This is a genomic window from Lactococcus taiwanensis, from assembly GCF_014905395.1.
Classification (GTDB): Bacteria; Bacillota; Bacilli; order Lactobacillales; family Streptococcaceae; genus Lactococcus; species Lactococcus taiwanensis.
Map to the genome: position 1 here is coordinate 321,289 of NZ_BNDT01000002.1, position 19,062 is coordinate 340,350.

17 protein-coding genes and 1 tRNA gene are annotated in these 19,062 nt (G+C 40.2%); 16 read left to right on the top strand and 2 right to left on the bottom strand.

Features of this window, described 5'->3' with window-relative positions; all coding sequences use genetic code 11:
• The first annotated feature begins 51 nt into the window (after positions 1 to 51).
• From JKP71_RS03855 to glmM, 5 genes are all read left to right on the top strand, one after another.
• Positions 52 to 1,188: an ABC transporter ATP-binding protein gene (locus JKP71_RS03855; RefSeq protein WP_075524770.1), complete on the top strand. Its 1,137-nt coding sequence runs from the start codon at positions 52 to 54 to the stop codon at positions 1,186 to 1,188.
• A gap of 305 nt (positions 1,189 to 1,493) precedes the next feature.
• The gene (nifJ, locus tag JKP71_RS03860) at positions 1,494 to 5,183 is read left to right on the top strand and encodes a pyruvate:ferredoxin (flavodoxin) oxidoreductase (RefSeq protein ID WP_200407088.1); all 3,690 of its coding nucleotides are present in this window, start codon (positions 1,494 to 1,496) and stop codon (positions 5,181 to 5,183) included.
• Between the two features lie 200 nt (positions 5,184 to 5,383).
• Positions 5,384 to 6,262 (top strand): diadenylate cyclase CdaA, encoded by an 879-nt coding sequence (cdaA, locus tag JKP71_RS03865; protein WP_075524768.1) that lies wholly within the window; start codon positions 5,384 to 5,386, stop codon positions 6,260 to 6,262.
• Positions 6,252 to 7,217: a CdaR family protein gene (locus tag JKP71_RS03870; protein ID WP_200407089.1), complete on the top strand. Its 966-nt coding sequence runs from the start codon at positions 6,252 to 6,254 to the stop codon at positions 7,215 to 7,217. The genes cdaA and JKP71_RS03870 overlap by 11 nt, the downstream gene beginning before the upstream one ends.
• A 62-nt stretch (positions 7,218 to 7,279) precedes the next feature.
• Complete coding sequence (gene glmM / locus JKP71_RS03875; protein WP_200407090.1) at positions 7,280 to 8,635, top strand: phosphoglucosamine mutase; 1,356 nt, start codon at positions 7,280 to 7,282, stop codon at positions 8,633 to 8,635.
• A gap of 27 nt (positions 8,636 to 8,662) precedes the next feature.
• On the opposite strand, the gene JKP71_RS03880 is transcribed toward glmM, so the two are convergent.
• Complete coding sequence (locus JKP71_RS03880; protein WP_200407091.1) at positions 8,663 to 9,745, bottom strand: iron-containing alcohol dehydrogenase family protein; 1,083 nt, start codon at positions 9,743 to 9,745, stop codon at positions 8,663 to 8,665.
• Between the two features lie 212 nt (positions 9,746 to 9,957).
• Between JKP71_RS03880 and pgmB the strand changes: the two genes are divergently transcribed.
• Complete coding sequence (gene pgmB / locus JKP71_RS03885) at positions 9,958 to 10,623, top strand: beta-phosphoglucomutase (RefSeq protein WP_200407092.1); 666 nt, start codon at positions 9,958 to 9,960, stop codon at positions 10,621 to 10,623.
• Positions 10,624 to 10,658: 35 nt separating this feature from the next.
• Here the strand turns inward: pgmB and JKP71_RS03890 are convergent, their stop codons facing one another.
• Positions 10,659 to 11,426, bottom strand: a complete 768-nt coding sequence (locus JKP71_RS03890) for an alpha/beta hydrolase (protein ID WP_200407093.1) — start codon at positions 11,424 to 11,426, stop codon at positions 10,659 to 10,661.
• Positions 11,427 to 11,523: 97 nt separating this feature from the next.
• Here JKP71_RS03890 and JKP71_RS03895 point away from each other — a divergent pair, with 97 nt between their 5' ends.
• The 10 genes from JKP71_RS03895 (at position 11,524) to JKP71_RS03940 (ending at position 19,019) form a co-directional block, all read left to right on the top strand.
• Entirely contained in the window at positions 11,524 to 12,291 is a 768-nt protein-coding gene (locus tag JKP71_RS03895) for an ATPase (RefSeq protein ID WP_200407094.1), read from the top strand.
• 108 nt (positions 12,292 to 12,399) lie between these two features.
• Positions 12,400 to 12,846: a tRNA (adenosine(37)-N6)-threonylcarbamoyltransferase complex ATPase subunit type 1 TsaE gene (gene tsaE / locus JKP71_RS03900; RefSeq protein ID WP_200407095.1), complete on the top strand. Its 447-nt coding sequence runs from the start codon at positions 12,400 to 12,402 to the stop codon at positions 12,844 to 12,846.
• On the top strand, positions 12,840 to 13,358 hold the full coding sequence (locus tag JKP71_RS03905; RefSeq protein ID WP_200407124.1) for a GNAT family N-acetyltransferase: 519 nt from the start codon (positions 12,840 to 12,842) through the stop codon (positions 13,356 to 13,358). The genes tsaE and JKP71_RS03905 overlap by 7 nt, the downstream gene beginning before the upstream one ends.
• 113 nt (positions 13,359 to 13,471) lie before the next feature.
• Complete coding sequence (locus JKP71_RS03910) at positions 13,472 to 14,923, top strand: LCP family protein (RefSeq protein WP_200407096.1); 1,452 nt, start codon at positions 13,472 to 13,474, stop codon at positions 14,921 to 14,923.
• 80 nt (positions 14,924 to 15,003) lie between these two features.
• Positions 15,004 to 15,077 (top strand) — tRNA-Arg (locus JKP71_RS03915).
• Between the two features lie 150 nt (positions 15,078 to 15,227).
• Positions 15,228 to 15,989, top strand: a complete 762-nt coding sequence (gene truA / locus JKP71_RS03920; RefSeq protein ID WP_015425872.1) for a tRNA pseudouridine(38-40) synthase TruA — start codon at positions 15,228 to 15,230, stop codon at positions 15,987 to 15,989.
• 32 nt (positions 15,990 to 16,021) lie between these two features.
• A complete protein-coding gene (locus JKP71_RS03925; protein ID WP_200407097.1) occupies positions 16,022 to 16,810 on the top strand; it encodes a bifunctional hydroxymethylpyrimidine kinase/phosphomethylpyrimidine kinase in 789 nt (262 codons plus the stop codon).
• A 39-nt stretch (positions 16,811 to 16,849) separates the two neighbouring features.
• Positions 16,850 to 17,350, top strand: a complete 501-nt coding sequence (locus tag JKP71_RS03930) for an ECF transporter S component (RefSeq protein WP_200407098.1) — start codon at positions 16,850 to 16,852, stop codon at positions 17,348 to 17,350.
• Positions 17,331 to 17,873 carry a TIGR01440 family protein gene (locus JKP71_RS03935; RefSeq protein WP_200407099.1) on the top strand — a complete coding sequence of 181 codons (543 nt, stop codon included), beginning with the start codon at positions 17,331 to 17,333 and terminating at the stop codon, positions 17,871 to 17,873. Before JKP71_RS03930 ends, JKP71_RS03935 begins: the two co-directional genes overlap by 20 nt.
• The gene (locus JKP71_RS03940) at positions 17,874 to 19,019 is read left to right on the top strand and encodes a pyridoxal-phosphate-dependent aminotransferase family protein (RefSeq protein ID WP_200407100.1); all 1,146 of its coding nucleotides are present in this window, start codon (positions 17,874 to 17,876) and stop codon (positions 19,017 to 19,019) included. It abuts the gene before it with no gap.
• Positions 19,020 to 19,062: the final 43 nt, after the last annotated feature.

Below are 19,062 nucleotides of genomic sequence, written 5' to 3' on the forward strand. Positions count from 1 at the left end.
GAAAACGTTTGCAATAAAATGGATTTAACGATAAAGAACAAGGAGCTAGTAATGACAACACTAAGTTTAGAGAAAATTTATAAAAAATATCCCAATGCGACTCAATACGCTGTGGAGGATTTTAATATTGACATCAAGGATAAAGAATTTATCGTTTTTGTCGGTCCCTCTGGTTGCGGAAAATCAACGACTTTACGCATGGTTGCAGGGCTTGAAGATATTACCGACGGTGAACTCAAAATTGACGATAAGGTAATGAATGATGTAGCACCAAAAGATCGTGATATTGCAATGGTATTTCAAAACTATGCCCTTTATCCCCATATGACGGTTTTTGATAATATGGCTTTTGGCCTCAAACTACGTAAGTTTAAAAAAGATGATATCAAGCGTCGTGTCAATGAGGCAGCGGCAATTCTTGGACTGACCGATATGCTCGACCGTAAACCTGCGGATCTTTCTGGGGGACAACGCCAACGTGTTGCAATGGGACGGGCGATTGTACGTGACGCAAAGGTTTTCTTGATGGATGAACCTTTGTCAAACTTGGATGCTAAATTAAGGGTTTCAATGCGTACAGAAATTGCCAAGATTCACCGTCGTATTGGGGCAACTACAATTTATGTGACACATGACCAAACTGAAGCAATGACGCTTGCGGATCGTATTGTTATTATGTCTTCTACACCCAATGCTGACAAGACAGGAACTGTGGGACGTGTCGAACAAATCGGGACACCACAAGAGCTTTACAATGAACCAGTGAATAAATTTGTGGCGGGCTTCATCGGTAGCCCTGCGATGAACTTCTTTGATGTCAAAATGACAAATGGCAAATTGACAAGTAAAGATGGGCTTAATATTGATCTTCCAGAAGGAAAAGTTAAGTTACTGAAAGATCAAGGTTATGAAGGAAAGGAAGTGATCTTAGGAATTCGCCCTGAGGACATCCAATCAAGTAATTTGGCTCAACAAGCTTATCCGAATCAAAATGTGGAAGCCGAAGTGGTGGTTTCAGAAATGTTAGGTTCTGAAACAATGCTTTATTTGAAAATTGGTCGTACTGAATTCGTTTCACGCGTTGAAGCGCGTGATTTCCGAGCGCCTGGAGAAAAAATCACCGTGGCATTGAATTTAAATAAGGCACATTTCTTTGATGCAGTAACTGAGCAAAGAATCACTGAATAATTGTATGATTTTCCTCTTATTAAATCCTGTCATTTTGACAGGATTTTTTGAATTAAAAAAATTTCTTGAAAAAAGAGAAGGCTAAGGGCTGATAGATAAGTATAAAACCTAGCATGTCAAAGATAATTGACACTGAAACTGTGCAACATTTTAGAGTGAAAATGCTAAAATGAAAGAAGTCAAAATATATATGATAGGAAAGCTCTCACTTTTTTTGACCCTAAAAGGTCACGGAAAAGAACACCGACACCGCTCTTTACTGATAAAAAAAGGGAATAAATGCTCTCCTGAAAAAGGTTTTAAAAATGAAAAAAACAATGGATGGAAACATGGCGGCAGCACATATTGCTTACGCTTTTTCGGAAATTGCCGCAATTTATCCCATTACTCCAAGTTCACCGATGGCTGATTATACAGATGCTTGGTCGGTGGCGGGGCGTAAAAATATCTGGGGACAGCCTGTCAAAATAACAGAGCTGCAATCAGAAGCCGGTGCAGTGGGTGCCATGCACGGTATTCTTAAAACGGGAAGTCTCGCTACGACTTATACAGCCTCACAAGGGCTTCTTTTAATGCTCCCTAACATGTATAAGATGGCGGGAGAGTTACTTCCCGCAGTAATTCACGTTGCTGCTCGAGCAGTTGCTACGGGTGCGCTCAACATTTTTGGAGATCAATCTGATGTGATGTCAGCACGCTCAACTGGTTTTGCTATGCTTGCTGAGTCATCTGTCCAAGAAGTGATGGATTTATCAGCAGTGGCTCATTTAGCAACTATAGAAGGTTCCGTGCCATTTTTGAATTTCTTTGATGGTTTTCGCACGTCACATGAAATTCAAAAAATTGACGTGATTGATTATCAAGATTTAGCACCCTTGGTTAATGAAGAAAAATTAGCTGAATTTCGTTTAAGAGGTATGAATCCTGATCACCCTACGGTATCAGGAACTAACCAAAATGCGGACCTCTACTTCCAACAACGTGAGACTGTCAATGCTTATTACGAAAAATTGCCAGCTATCGTCCAAAGCTATATGCGTAAGATTAATGATCTACGAGGGACAGCTTATGATTTGGTCAATTATTACGGTGCAGCTGACGCAACAGAGGTTATTGTTGCAATGGGGTCAGTTGCTGGTACAGCTGAGCAAACTGTGGATTATCTCAATGCTCAAGGACGTAAAGTTGGGTTTTTGAATATCCATCTCTACCGTCCTTTTCCAGTTGAAAATTTTCTTGAAAAATTACCAAAAACGGTCCAATCCATAGCCGTTTTAGATCGGACAAAAGAGGCCGGTTCAAATGGTGAACCGCTGTTTTTGGATGTCCAATCGGCACTATTAAGTGATTCACGTTCCCAAATCAAAGTCATCGGTGGCCGTTATGGAATTGGGGGAAAAGATACGCGACCAGAACATCTTATTGCGGTCTACAATGAATTGCGTCAGGCAGAACCCAAAAGAATTTTCACTCTTGGAATTACGGACGACGTGACCCAATTATCACTGACGGCGTCGTCAGTGATTGATTTGACCCCAGCAGATACTTTTCAAGCAAAATTTTGGGGCTTTGGTTCTGATGGGACTGTTGGTGCTAATAAATCAGCGATAAAGATCATTGGAGATCATACGGATAAATATGTTCAGGCTGCTTTTGAATATGACTCAAAAAAATCAGGGGGGTTGACAATCTCCCATTTAAGATTTGGCGATAGTCCAATCAAATCCGAGTACATGACTGCCACCCTTGATTTTGTAGCTTGCCATAATACAACTTATGTTCGTAAGTATAATCTGACAAAGGGGTTAAAACCTGGGGGGACCTTTTTACTCAATACCTCTTGGGATGATGAACGGCTTGCTAAAAACCTACCAAGTGAGCTCAAAAGATTTATTGCTGAAAATCAAATTAAATTTTACACAATTGATGCTGTTAAGATTGCCCGTAATACTGGAATGGGACAACGCATTAACACAATCATGCAGGTCGCTTTTTTCAAACTTGCAGCAGTGATGCCTTTTGATGAAGCTTATGAGATTTTGAAAAAAGATGCGCAAAAATATGCTAAGAAATCTCCGACAATCGTAGAAAAAAATCTGATGGCAATGCAAGAAGCTTTGACAGGTTTACATGAAGTGGTCATCCCTGATGACTGGTCCCAAAGTCAATCAGTAGCTCCAAAAAATATTGGGACTGAAACCGCACGTAAAAAATATGTATTTGAGATCGTCAATAAAACAAATGCCTTTGAGGGAGACGAACTTACTGTTCAGGATCTGGTAGCCAATGGAATGACTTTTGGTGATAGCCCACTTGGAACCTCTGCAGTAGAAAAACGAGGAGTTGCTCTTGAAGTACCTCTCTGGAATGCTTCAGCTTGTATCCAGTGTAATGAATGTTCCTTTGTTTGCCCACATGCAGCTATTCGTCCTTTTCTTGCAGATGAAGACGAATGGAATGTGGCTCCAGAGGGCTTCCATGTCATGGATTATAAAGGAAAAGATGGACTCAAATATAGAATTCAAGTTTCTGTAGAAGATTGTACAGGTTGTGGGCTTTGTGTAGAAGCTTGTCCTAAAAAGGGTGAGGCACTTAAGATGGTCCCTTACGAAACACAACAAGAGCAGTCTGTCAATTGGGCTTTTGCACAAACACTTAAAACTAAAGAAAATCCTGCGCGAAAAGGGACAATAGCTGCGACTCAATTTGAAAAGCCACTATTTGAATTTTCTGGGGCATGTTCAGGTTGTGGTGAAACACCCTACATTAAATTGTTGACCCAAATGTTTGGGGATCGGATGATGATTGCTAATGCAACAGGATGTTCGGCTATTTATGGGGGAACTCAAGCAACTCCTTATACTACAAATGAGTTAGAACAAGGGCCAGCATGGTCGAACTCACTTTTTGAAGACAATGCCGAGTATGGTTATGGAATGTGGCTTGCTTCGCAAACACGTCGTCAAAAATTAGCGCGTGAGGTGATAAATGCCTATTCAGAGATGTCACCAGCTTTGCAAGAATTAGCCAAGGATTGGGTCGCACATTTAGACGACTCAGAAGGAACACGGGCACGTGCTGAAAAAATGAAGGCAATGTTAGCTTCTGAACACTTCAATTCACCAAAATTAGCAGCAATTTACCAACAAAAAGACCAATTTGTTAAGCCAACTCAATGGATTTTTGGTGGTGATGGTTGGGCTTATGATATTGGCTTTGGTGGTTTGGATCATGTGGTTGCTTCTGGAGCGGACATCAATATCCTAGTGATGGACAATGAAGTTTATGCTAATACAGGTGGTCAAGTTTCCAAAGCAACTCCAGCTTCTGCTATTGCTCAATTTGCCGCTGGTGGTAAAGGCGGGGCGAAGAAGGATCTTGGAGCGATGCTCATGACTTATGGAAATGTCTATGTCGCTCAAATCGCTTCTGGAGCAAATATGATGCAAACCATCCGAGCCTTCGATGAAGCTGAAAAACACCAAGGCCCTTCAGTCATTATTGCATATACACCATGTATTTCACACGGTTTATATGGCGGGATGCAGCTCGCACTCGAAGAAGCAAAAGCAGCAGTCAACTCAGGCTACTGGCAACTTTACCGCTATAACCCCGTATTGGAAGAGGCTGGAAAAAATCCGATGACGCTTGATTTTAAAAAACCAGATTTTGATGAAGTCCGTCCCTTCTTATTAGGCCAAGCGCGCTTTGCCAATTTATTAAAAGTTGATGCAGCACATGCGGAAAGTTTGTATGCTAAAGCGGCCGCAGATGCCCGCAAACGCTTTATGCGCTATGCACGGTGGTCAGGAGATTTGGAAAAATTCTTAGCTCGTGAAGCGAAAGCTCAGGCCAAAAAGAGCGGTACAGTAGAAATCGCTTCTGAACCAAAAGTTCGTGAACGTAAAGCACGTGCGATTGACCCTGAGCGCGAAGCACGTCGGGCTGCACGTAAAGCTGAGCGAGAAAGCAAGAAAAATGCTGGAAAAGACTGATAAACGCCTTATCTTTACTGACCATGCCGTCAGTAAGGATAATAAGGTTGTCATAGAAAAACCTCATCTTTTTAGGTGAGGTTTTTTAGGCCATAAAGCTACTGACAGCCCCGTCAGTAAAGTGAATTTGCGGGAACAAAGCAGTTCACTTAAAATTTTGGTATAATTAATGTAATCATACGAAAAGGAGGGGGAATTTTTTGAACGATTTCAATCAATTTTTTAACCCCGAATTTTGGCAAAAGATTTTTGAATTGAATGAATCTCCTTTACGAATTGTCATTGCAATATTGGATATTTTGATTGTCAGCTATTTCCTTTATCATGCGATTCGGTTTGTGCAAGGGACAAAGTTAGTGACGCTCGTTCGTGGTGTAATTATCTTCATTTTTATTCGGATCATTGCTGGACTTATCGGGCTTACTACCGTCGAATGGCTCCTTAATCAAGTGATTACTTATGGGGTAATCGCTGGAGTCATTATTTTCCAACCCGAAATTAGGCGTGCGTTGGAAGGTTTAGGACGAACAACTACTTTATTTACACCAACGAAAAAGGGAAGTATTGACGGACACATTGCTGCCTATGAAAAATCTTTTGCATACATGTCCGAGCGAAAGATCGGGGCTTTGATTGCCATTGAACAGGCACAAAACCTTAATGAATTTGTCAGTACAGGTATTCCCTTGGATGCAGATATCTCAAGTGAACTGATTATCAATATTTTCATTCCCAACACGCCCTTGCATGATGGCGCAGTCATCGTACAAGGGAATAAAATTGCGGTAACAAGTGCTTATCTGCCCCTTACTGAAAAATCGGGAATCTCCAAACAATTTGGGACAAGGCACCGTGCCGCGATTGGATTATCGGAAGTTTCTGATGCGTTAATATTAGTCGTTTCTGAAGAAACAGGCGGCATTTCGATTGCACACAATGGAGAGTTTTTCGCGGACATCTCGAAAGATAAATTCCATGACATTTTGACAGCACTTTTGACACCAAAAGTGCAAAAAGTTACAAAACCTTCGAAATGGCATAAGCGGAAAAAAGCAGAGGAGGAGAAAAATGGCAAATAAATTTTTTAACTCAAAAGTATTTTATATTTTAGCGTCTGTCTTTTTTGCCATTGTCCTGTTTTTTAATGCCAATGCTACTTCCATTCGTAACCAAGGGACGAATCAATCAGGCGAGGTCTATACTGCAACGATTAATAATGCTCCCATTGAAATTAAATATAACTCTGACAAGTACTTTGTAAGTGGTTATAGCAGTACTGCTACGGTGCATTTGTCGGGTTATAATCGTTTAACAATCAATAATGAAGAAAATACGGACACCCGTAATTTCTTCTTAACGATCGATTTGACCAAATATAAAACAGGGAAGTTCGATGTTCCTGTGCGGATTGAACAACTCCCTGGTGGTGTTAGTGCTACGATTTCCCCCAAAACAATGAATATTACGGTGGAAAAAAGAGTTTCGGATGAATTCGAAGTAAAACCTAAGGTTGAAGCCACACAACTTCCTACTGGATTTAGCATTGACAACCTTGAAGTGACAGATACGAAAGTGAAAGTGATCGCTGGCGAAGAAAGCATCAAAAATATTGCCGCTATCGAAGCTGCTCTTCCTAGTGATGTCAACTTGACAGAAAATTATGCGGGTACAGTAACATTGCATGCTGTGGATAGTGAAGGTAAGATTGTTCCTGCGCAGATTGAACCAGCCACAACCCACCTCAAAGCAACAGTAAAAAAACCAAGTAAAAAAGTTCCTGTTAAACTCACAACAACAGGAACGCTTGATAGCTCGCTTTCTGGAATGAAGACAAAACTTGCTGATAAAGAAGTCACTATCTATGGCGAGCAAAGTAGTCTTGAAGCAATTGATAGTGTAACTGCTAGTGTTAGCCTGACAGGAATTACAAAACAAACAAAAATTAAAGTTCCTTTGACTGCCTCAGGGGTAAGCATTGATCCTGACGAAGTTCAAGTTACACTGACACCAGTAAAAAAATCGGACAGTAAATAAACACTGTACTGACAGCTCTGTCAGTAAGTACTAAATAAAACAAAACAAAATTGGAGATAATAATGGGTAAATATTTTGGAACAGATGGTGTTCGCGGTGAAGCAAACGTTGAATTAACGCCAGAGATGGCCTTTAAATTGGGACGTTTTGGTGGATATGTTTTAAGCCAGCATGAAGCAGAAACGCCTAAAGTTTATGTTGGACGCGACACTCGGATTTCAGGACAGATGCTAGCAACAAGCCTGATCTCAGGTCTTCTTTCTGTAGGGATTGAAGTGTATGATTTGGGGGTAATTGCAACTCCAGGTGTAGCTTATTTGGTGAAAAAAGATGGAGCCTCAGCCGGGGTTATGATTTCAGCAAGTCATAATCCTGCATTAGATAACGGTATTAAGTTCTTTGGTGGTGATGGTTATAAATTAGAAGATGAAAAAGAGCTTGAAATTGAAGCTTTGATTGATGCTAAAGAAGATACTTTGCCCCGTCCTTCAGCTGCAGGATTAGGAATGCTGCATGATTATATTGAAGGAGTTCGTAAATATCAGGCCTTCCTTAAAACCACTGCTGATGGTGATTTTCAAGGTTATAAGGTGGTACTAGATACAGCAAATGGAGCAGCTTGTACCTCTGCCCGAGCAGTTTTTGCAGATCTCAATGCAGAATTAACGGTGATTGGTGAAATGCCTGATGGTTTGAATATCAACGTTAAAGTTGGTTCAACTCACCCAGAACAAATGGCTCAAACGGTAGTAGAAACTGGAAGCGATTTGGGGCTTGCCTTTGATGGCGATGCTGACCGTTTGATAGCGGTAGATGAAAAGGGAGAGATTGTTGACGGCGATAAGATTATGTACATTGTCGGAAAATATCTTCTTTCTCAAGGAAAATTGGCTCAAGATACACTAGTAACAACTGTCATGTCTAATCTTGGTTTCCATTTAGCGCTTGAAGAAGCAGGAATTAATTCAGTAATTACAGCAGTTGGTGACCGTTATGTTGTTGAAGAAATGAAGAAAAATAATTACAACTTCGGTGGTGAACAATCGGGTCATATGATTTTCCTTGATTACAACACAACAGGAGATGGGCAACTCTCAGCCATTCAATTGTTAAAAGTAATGCGTGAAACGGGCAAGACGTTATCTGAATTAGCAAGCGAAGTTACGATTTATCCACAAAAATTAGTTAATGTTCGAGTAAAAGATAATGCAGCTAAAAAATCAGCAATGGATGTGCCAGCGATTCAAAAAGTCATTTCAGAAATGGAAACTTCGATGAACGGGAAAGGTCGTATTTTAGTTCGTCCTTCAGGAACTGAACCACTCTTGCGTGTCATGGCTGAAGCACCTACTCATGAAGAGGTAGATCATGTAGTAGATACAATCGTCACCGTCGTCGAAGAAGAGATTGGTATATAAAAAAAAGACCGCAAGGTCTTTTTTTTATTATTTTGTTTGTTCGGTAAGTGATTCTAAAGAATCAAGCGCGATGAGAATTTTTTCTCCTGTTACATGGGGATCAATGAGATTATAAGTTTCAGAAGATGAAGCAGCAAAATCAGCCACGGGTTTCAGGAGGTGATGCGAAACATGTGATAGGCCAAGCTCTGACAAATGAATAGGGAGATCACAAGCTTTATAAAAAGGCAAAAGATGGGTTATTTCATCATAATCTTTAGTATAAGCGAGTTGAACTAACACCCCATAAGCAACTTTTGCACCGTGTAAGATGCAGTGTGTCTTAGTGAGCAGAGAAAGACCATTGTGTAAAGCATGTGCTCCGGCCATACGCCCATACGCCCCTGCAAATCCACCAACTGTGCCCGAAAGTTCAATGATGGTATCGGCAATGCGCTCAAAAGCGGGAGTAACTTTCTTTTGTGACAGGGCTTCTAGCGCGTTCGGTGCATCGTCAAACAAAATCTTGTAAATCTCCTTAGCGGCAACATAACCAAGACGGGCAGAAGCAGGTAAACTACTCCAATCTAAACGACGGACAATACCTTCTATTTCATACCATTTGGCAAGCGTATCGCCAATACCTGCCACAAGATATGGTCTAGGTGTAGAGAGTAAGAATTCAAAGTCGACTAATGTCAAAAGGCTGGCCTTAGGGAAGTAAGCGACTTTATCAAAGGTAAGATCCTTATAATAGAGCGCGCCAACTGGAGTATAAGGGGCGCAATTAGAAATAAGTGTTGGCACTAAGATGAGATCTGCTGATAGTGCTTGAGCGGTGACTTTAGAAGTATCCATTACGCGTCCCCCACCAATAGCAAGGACAGCTTGCGCTTTCTGTATATTTTGCGCAATATTTAGTCCATTTTCAGTTGAAGCAGAACCATCATAGAAGTGGACAGGAAAGGGGAGTTCACTCCCATAGTAATCACAAAAAACCTGATAAGCGGTTTTCCCTGTAACAATAACAACTTCTTCATAGTTAGACAAATATTGTAATATTTCTTTTAAAATTCCCTTCCCTGAGACATAACGATTTGCTCCAGGACGTACTTCAGTAGTTAAATCCATAAATTACCTCGCAATTTTCTGAATAATTAGATTATAAAAAACATTGTACGCTTATTGAAATGAAAAAGCAACAAAAAAGTGAAATAGTGTAAAAAACTTTGGAAAAAGATAAAATAGCGCAAACGCTTGCATTAGTGGATAAGGTTTGCTAAAATGATTAAAACGAAGGCGTTTTCAAAAAAAGAATCAAGCGCCTACTGAGAGGTGAAAAGATGTTTAAAGCTGTTTTATTTGATTTGGATGGGGTAATTACCGATACTGCCGAATACCACTATCGTGCGTGGCGGGCACTAGCCGAAGAAATCGGGATTAAAGGGGTCAATCGAGCTTTCAATGAGAAACTAAAAGGGGTATCGCGTGAAGAATCCCTTAAAAAAATCTTGGCTCTAGGAAATAAAGATGTTTCTGCGACAGAGTTTAAAGCATTAGCTGCTCGAAAAAATGAGAACTATGTGCAAATGATTCAAGAAGTGACGCCAGATGATATTTACCCTGGGATAAGCAATTTATTGACTGATCTCAGAGAAGAGGGTATAAAAATTGCTTTGGCATCTGCTTCTAAGAATGGGCCTTTTCTCCTAGAAAAAATGGGATTGACCTCAGCTTTTGATGCAATTGCAGATCCAGCTACAGTAACTGCTTCAAAGCCAGCGCCTGATATTTTTATAGCGGCTGCTGAAGCGGTCGGAGTTAATCCCGTTGATGCAATTGGACTTGAAGATTCGCTAGCAGGCATCCAGGCAATTAAGGCGGCAGGAGCTCTACCTATTGGGGTGGGGCGAGTGGAAGACCTAGGAGATGATATTGTAGTTGTTCCTGATACATCTGCGTATACTTTGGATTTTTTAAAGACAGTTTGGGAAAAGTCACATGCTTGAAAGCTATAAAAAACACCATGGGTTGATGGTGTTTTTTATTTTTTTAAATGACGTTCTAGCCAGTTAAGTGCCCAAGGAAACCACCGTTGCACATCAGGAACGAAGTGACGTTCAGTTGGAGCCGTTGCGCGATTGGCAAGCCCCAATCCATGAGGACCTTTTTCAAAGAAATGTGCTTCAAATGGAACTTGAACTTTAGCTAAATGTTCACAGAAAACTAAACTATTAGCAATAGGGACGGTTAAATCACTACCCGTGTGCCAGATAAAGGTAGGAGGCGTGTGTGCGCTGATTGCTAAGTTGCTATCATAGATTGAGCAATCCTCTAGGGGAAAATTGAAATGTGGATGTTCTTTGGGCCAGCCCAAGGAAAATGATGTCACAGGATAGCAAAGTAAGAGGCCCTTGGCTTGATAAAAAGGGTGACTCGTACAGTACGAGGCGGCTAAATGTCCACCTGCAGAGCAGCCAAGTAAAAAAACCTTTTGTGGATCAATGTTCCATGTACGATGATGTTTGTTGATGAGTTCAAAAACAGCACGCACTTCTTGTAAATTTTGGTTGAGGAAGTTATGATGAGTTCCTTTATTCATCACAGTATAGTTGAGAATAAATACTTGGTAGCCTTGAGCAAGGAAGGCAAAAGCTAAAGGTTCTGATTCGCGCTCAGAAATGTGTTCATAACTTCCGCCAGGACAGATGATTAGAGCGGGGAGAGGATTATCTTGAGAAAGAGCGGGGGAGTTTTGATGATAGAGTTCCACCCAGGCAGTCTCATTGATGACGTGTTTTTGGATTTCCATGATTTCATTGTACCAAAAATTAATATTGGAAGCAGGCTTAGCTTTCTTTCAGGAAAGTTTTAAGTTAGGTTAAGGAAACTATCATAAAATTTTAAACATGAAGAAAATTATTTATAGTGTTGGAGCAGTTTTATTGCTTGGCTTTAGTGGACCTGCTTATGCCGAGACAGCGACAGGAACTTCAGCAGCAGTAGCAGACACGACAGCTCAAAGTTCGTCGCAGACTGCTGCATCAAGTTCTTCGTCAGCCGAGTCTAGCTCATCAAATACAAGTGAGAGTAGTGCAACGCAAACCTCAGAGTCATCACAAGATACAGCTACTACCAATCAAACGGATAGTCAAACTGAAACAAAAAGTAGCACGACCACACAAAACGATACGAATAATGTTGAACAAAATCAAACCCAGACTGCCCCTGCTGTAGGAAATACTGAAACTTCACATACGAAAGCTTCTTCAAGCGAAAGTGGCACAAAAAATTCAACAACAATCATTAATGAAACAGTCAATAACAACTCTAAAGGAACCAATGCTCTTTTAATGACACTGACAGGTACGTCAGCAACCTTTACTATCATTGGAGGGGTTACTGCCTTTGTGCGCCATCTTAGAAAAAAGGGTAAAGGTAAAGGGGCAACAAAAGGAAAACAAAAAAACCGTTCAAATCCAGCAAAAGCTTCTACAGCGGTCAAAAACCGTTCGGAGGATTCGCTGACGGCATCGTCAGTAACTTCCGGTCAATCAGAGCCATCTACTACAGGGGCCACACAGCCGCTTTCTGAAACTTCTCAGCTTAATATGCAAGCGGATGCAGTGCTTAAGAAGTATAAAAAAGAAAAAAGTTTCAGTCGTAGAAGAAGATAAAACCGTGATTTTACGGTTTTTTTCATTATGGTTTTTCTCTTTAGAGTAAAATGCTTGGAGCAGTAAATGAAGCTGTAGGCAAGAAAGAACTTGTGCTATAATAAAAGCATGAAATATAACGAAGAAGAAATGTTACAGTTTGCAGAAAAATTGGGGCGTTTGTTGCAAGCTCAGGATGTCATTGTACTGACAGGAGAGCTCGGTGCGGGAAAAACGACTTTTACAAAAGGATTGGCTTTGGGCTTAGATATTCACCAAATGGTAAAAAGTCCTACTTACACGATTGTCAGAAGTCTAGAAGGGCGACTGACTTTACATCATATGGATGTCTACAGAGTAGGTGATGATCCAGATAGTTTTGATTTGGATGATTATCTTTTTGGAGATGGCGTGTCAGTGATTGAATGGGGAGAGCTTTTAGGAGCTGACTTGCCAGAGCATTATTTAGAGGTCGTTTTTGATAAGTATGCGCCTGAGCTGGTTAACGAGGAAACGCGAGCTATACGGTTGATCCCGCATGGCAAAAGGTATGAGGAGTTGATCAGTCAATTATGAGCAAGATAGAGGTTGGCATTGCACGTCCTTTAGATAGTCGTGCTTTAATCACGTTTTTAAATCAGGTCGGAAAAGAGAGTCATTTTTTGACGATGGATGAAGCAGGAATTTTGATGACAGAGTCAGAAATGGCTCACTTTTTGGTGCAGCAAGCTCAAACATTAAATACAGTTTATTTTATAGCTCGAATTAATGATGAGATTGCTGGAGTGATTCAGGTCAGTGCTGATTTTCATTACCGCATTCGACATATTGGAGAGCTTTTTGTGGCAGTTGGGGGAAACTTTCAAGGGCAAGGTGTGGCTTCGGTGCTCTTTGAACATGTACTGGCCTGGCTCAAGAAAAATGGAATCATTAAACGTTTAGAATTGACTGTGCAGGCACGCAATGCGGGCGCAAGACACCTTTATGAAAAATTTGGTTTTCAATTAGAAAGCATCCGCAAATGGGGCGCTCGTGATGAACAGGGCGAATTGATAGATGTCTGTGAATACGTGCTTTTTATTCAATAATGCTGTTTTGAGCTCGAAATAACTGACCGCTCTGTCAGTTATTTTTTAATAAAAAAGGAAGCACTTTTTTGTTTTTTTGTTGAGAAAAATCAGAATTTTGATATAATGCTAATATGAAGCTATGGATAAAAACACTCCTTATGTTAGGGAGTATCATTTTGGTAACGGCGATTGCTGCGGGAGGTTATACAATGACTGTCCTTAACAGTACGACGAAGGCCTTCAAAACAACCTATACTCAAGTTGGTGATAAGAACACCCAGCAAGCTATACAGGCAACAGAACCGCTGACTATCCTCTTGATGGGTGTAGATACCGGGGGTGCTGGACGAGGCACCTCAGACTCATGGAACGGAAATTCAGATTCTCAAATTTTGATGACGCTGAACCCTAAAACTCATACGACCACGATGGTCTCGCTTGAGCGAGATACCATGACCAATATTTTAGATAGCAATGGGAAAGTTGTCTCGACCGAAAAAATGAATGCAGCCTACCCGCTTGGCTATAACTCAGGATCTGACAGCGATGGCTTAAAGAATGCAGTAAGTTATGCGATGACCACGATTGGGGAGCAGACTGGGATTAAAATTGATAATTTTGCGACAGTCAATTTTGATGGATTGGTCAATATGGTGGATAATGTTGGTGGGATTGATATCAATAACACGACAGGACAAACCCTCTACATCTCTGATACGGAGCCAGAATACACCGCTACTGTGGAACCAGGTAAGCAACATATCAATGGAGACCAAGCGCTAGTTTATACCCGGGATCGTCATCATCTTCCGAACGGCGACTATGGTCGGGCGGCTCATCAACGTGAAGTCATTGCTGCTCTGATGAAAAAAATTCTTGCGCTTGACAACATTACGCGTTATGAGCAGTTTTTGAATGAAGTTTCGAAAGACTTTCGGACAAATATACCTATCAATACAGCAACCATTACTTCATTGCTAGGTTATAAGAGCTGTTTTGATAAGATTGTCTCTATCCAATACGAGGGTGTTGGAGAGATGGTCAATGGTGGTTCCTACCAATTTATGCCAACAAATATTTATCTGGCGATGCAAAATGCAATGAAAAAATCGCTTGGTGAAGATACGGTTACCTCTTTACCAAGTAATTTGATTACTTACGAGACCATGTTTGGCTCTAGTTCAACACCTTTTTATTACATGCCTTCTGCTACCGTGACTGAAAAAGGAAAAGATGCAGTGGTTTATGGGATTGATACCAAAGGAGCTTTGGTGAAACTTGATTCTAGCAACTCTGGAAAGTATGTTTCAACAAGTGGGGGTTCTGTCCAATCTTCAAATGACACATCAGAGAGCTCAGAAACTTCTAACACAGCTAATGATACGACCCAAAGTGATTCTACCACCCAGAGCACTTCGGATACGACGACCAATCAACAAGGAACCTATAATGAGGGGTCAACTGATTATTCGACTTATCAGGACCAAAGTCAAAATGGTGGTGCAACGTCAACTTATGGCAACACAAGTGATAATGGTGCATCTACGTATAATAATGGTTACAGTACTTACACCGGTCAATAATTGAAAAAAAAGTAAGAATATGATAAACTTGTTTCTGTCGGTGCTGACCATTTGGTCAGTAACTTACGGATACAAGATTTGGTCCGATAGCTCAGCTGGATAGAGCATTCGCCTTCTAAGCGAACGGTCGAGGGTTCGAATCCCCCTCGGATCATGGTGCCAAACCTCGCCCCACCTTCGTAGTGGGGTATTTTTTTATCCTCTTATCTTGTATTAAATAAATTATAACTTTCTTATCAAAAAGGAACAGCCGACTTAAAAAAACAACATAAAGTCCTAATAAAAATTGTGCTATAATAGAAAAATGACAAGATACAAAGCCACAATAGCCTATGATGGCACAGATTTTGCAGGTTTTCAAAGCCAAACAAATCAAAGAACCGTTCAAGAAGAAATTGAAAAAGTACTGACGAAGTTAAATTCTTTTGAGCCAGTTATTTTACAAGGCTCAGGCCGAACAGATTCTGGAGTTCATGCTTTTGGCCAAGTCATTCATTTTGATTTAAAGGGTAAAGTTCGTGATTTGGAACGTTTGCGATTTGGTTTAGACACGCAAACTCCAGCAGATATTGCAGTAAAAAAAGTGGAACTTGTCCCAGATGATTGGCATGCAAGATATCAAAAGCATGAAAAAACTTATGAGTATTATCTCGAAAATTCAATTACACGAAGTCCATTTCAAAGACATTCTAAAGCCTATTTTCGCTATCCACTTAATTTTGAGCGGATGCAAGAAGCCATGTCAAAGTTGGTTGGAGAACATGATTTTACAGGTTTTACAGCATCGGGTTCATCAGTTGATGACAAAGTAAGAACGATTTATCAGGCAGAAATTATCCGTCTTGACGAAGAAAATTTCAAATTTATTTTTCGTGGCAATGGCTTTTTGTATAAACAAGTGCGAAACATGGTTGGAACAGTCATTAAAATTGGTAATGACCGAATGCCTGTCAGCCAAATAGATAAAATATTGACCTCTAAAAATAGAGATTTTGCAGGACCAACAGCAGCACCTGAAGGTTTATATTTGAAAGAAGTCAAATATGCGGAAAATACTGACATCTAAAAGCTACTGTCAGTAAAATTAATGGAGAGAAGATGCCAAAGAATTTAAATGAAAGCAAAAAAATTCTAACAATTGCAGGTTCAGATATCCTATCCGGAGGCGGGATGCAAGCTGATTTAGCGACTTTTGCAGCCAATGGACTTTATGGCTTTTGTGCCTTAACAAGCATTGTAACTGTCAAAGAAGATAAATTTTTTGTTCATCCAGTAGAAAAAGAACTCTTTCAAGAAGAGTTGGAAAGTTTAAGCGATGTGGACTTTTCAGCCATAAAAATAGGTCTATTACCCAATAAAGAACTACTTGAACTGACCAAAAACTGGCTGACAGCTCTGTCAGTAAAATCTGATACTCCAATTATATTAGACCCCGTCATTGTTTTTAAAGAAAATGCTGACTATTCGGTCAATGAAATGCGTGACCTTTTCATCAGCCAACTTTTTCCTTTGGCGACTGTAATTACCCCGAATCTCAAAGAAGCAGAAATACTGACAGGGCTGTCAGTAAGAAGTAAATCAGAGATGAAAGAAGCAGCCAAACTTTTGCATGATTTTGGAGCAAAAAATGTCGTCATCAAAGGAGGAAATCGCTTTGACCAAAAACAAGCCATTGACCTTGCTTATGATGGAAAAGCTTTTTATGAATTATCAAGCCCGATTATAGAAAATAATAACAACGGAGCAGGTTGTACCTTTGCTTCATCAATTGTGGCCAATATGGCTTATAATCACCCCTTTAAAGATTCAGTCAAGAATGCAAAAGACTTCGTTTATCAAGCCATTCAAAATGCAAATGAATATGGTGTTTTTCAAAATAAAAAATAAATTTCCAAAAGTAAACCAAACTTCTAGGAAAAGTAGGAGATGAAACTCATGGACAACAGCAATATCAAAAAATTAACTTTACTTGCGATTTGGACAGCAGTCACTTTTGTTCTAGGTCGCCTATTTACCTTCCCTATTCCAGGTTCAGCAGGTAATATCTTAACCCTTTTGGATGTCGGAGTTTATACAGCAGTCTTTCTGTTTGGTAAACGAGAGGCGGCAATAATTGGGGGCTTTGCAGCCTTTCTACTTGATTTGACTGCAGGCTACAGTAACTACATGTTTTTCAGCTTAATTATTCATGGCGGGCAAGGCTATCTTGCAGGATTGACAAGATACAAATGGCTTAACTTTTTGCTCAGTCTTGTCTTTATGGTTGGAGGATATTTTATTGTTGGTGGATTAATGTATGGCTGGGGTTCAGCCATTGCGGGACTTTGGGTAAATATTATTCAAGTTGTGGTTGGCTTTGTTTTAGCAAAAGTCTTAAGCCCGCTCATTGAAAGGACAGGTATTTTAAATGGATTTAAAAAAGCTTAAAAAAGACACACAAGCCATTATCGATGATGTCATCAAACAAACAGAAATTAAAGCTGGTCAAGTCTTTGTTCTTGGTTTATCTTCATCAGAAGTAAATGGTGGTTTAATTGGCCATGCCAGTTCTAGCGAAATCGGTCAGGTCATTGTTTCTGTCATACACAAGACCTTGTCAGACAAAGGAATTTATCTGGCGGTCCAAGCCTGTGAACATCTTAACCGGGCCTTGCTCATTGAAGAAGAATTAGCCGAAAAAAAAGACTGGGAAATTGTTTCTGTGATTCCGCAACTCCACGCTGGTGGAAGTGGTCAAGTTGCCGCCTACCAACTCTTTAAATCTCCAGTTGAGGTAGAACGTATTGTTGCCCAAGCAGGATTGGATATCGGAGACACGAGTATTGGAATGCACGTAAAACATGTCCAAATTCCCGTCCGTCCAGTTTTAAAGGAGCTTGGAGGTGCACACGTCACTGCCCTTAAATCACGTCCTAAACTCATTGGTGGAGAACGTGCGAGGTACAAATAAATGAAAGAAATGCTCATCATGACCCCAGGTCCGACTGAGGTGGCTGAAAATGTTCGATTAGCAAGAGCAAAGGCAACAACGAATCCGGATATTGATTTAGCCTTTTATGACTTTTACAAAAAAACTTGTAGTAAACTTGCTCAATTTTTAAAAACCAAAAACGATGTCAGAGTTTTAGCTGGTGAGGGAATTTTAGGATTGGAAGCGGCTTGTGCTTCGTTAACCGAAAAAGGTGACCGCGTACTTGTGCTTGATAATGGTATTTTTGGTCATGGCTTTAGTGATTTCATTGAGCTTTACGGTGGAGAAGCTGTCTTACTTCAAAGTTCACAAAAAGAAGCATTTTCCTTAGAAATTCTAGAAAAATTTTTAGAAAAAGATCATGACTTTAAATATGCAACAGTCGTTCATTGTGATACACCCTCAGGCGTCTTAAATGACCTCTCAAGCATTTGTCCTCTCTTAAAAAAATATGGCATTCTAACCGTTGTTGATTCGGTTGCGGCTATGGGTGGTGAAGAGTTACAAGTTGATAAGTGGCAAATTGACATCGCTCTTGGTGGCTCTCAAAAAGTGATTTCAGCTCCACCAGGCTTAACAATTGCATCAATTTCAACAGCGGCTTATCAAGCGATGACAGAGAGAAAAAGCCCTATCGCAAGTTTTTATTGTAATCTCCTTACTTTTAAAGATTATTATGAAAAAAAATGGTTTCCATATACCATGCCAATTTCTGACCTCTATGGATTAGACCAAGCGATAGATAATCTTCTTACTGACCAAGAAATTTTGAAACGTCATGCGATGATTGGTCATGCGACAAGACAAGCCATTGAAAATTCTCCTTTGGAACTTTATTTGCAGAATGGCTATTCAAACACCGTTTCTGTTATTAAAGTGCCAGAAGGTCTGAATGACCAAGAAATCTTAAGAAAAATGCGTGAGAATTACCGAGTAATGATCACAGGATCATTTGATCATTTGGCAGGTAAAGTTTTAAGAATTGGGCACATGGGAGAAAATGCGAGACCCAATAAAGTAGCTTACAGTCTATATGCGCTTCAAAAAGTTTTAGAAGATTTGGGTATGACATTTAAAAATAACTTACAAGAAGATTTTTTAGATGCCTATCACGCCCAAGGGTGAAGTAAGGAGTGACTTGTTGGCCTCTAAAAGGCAGGTTTCTAAA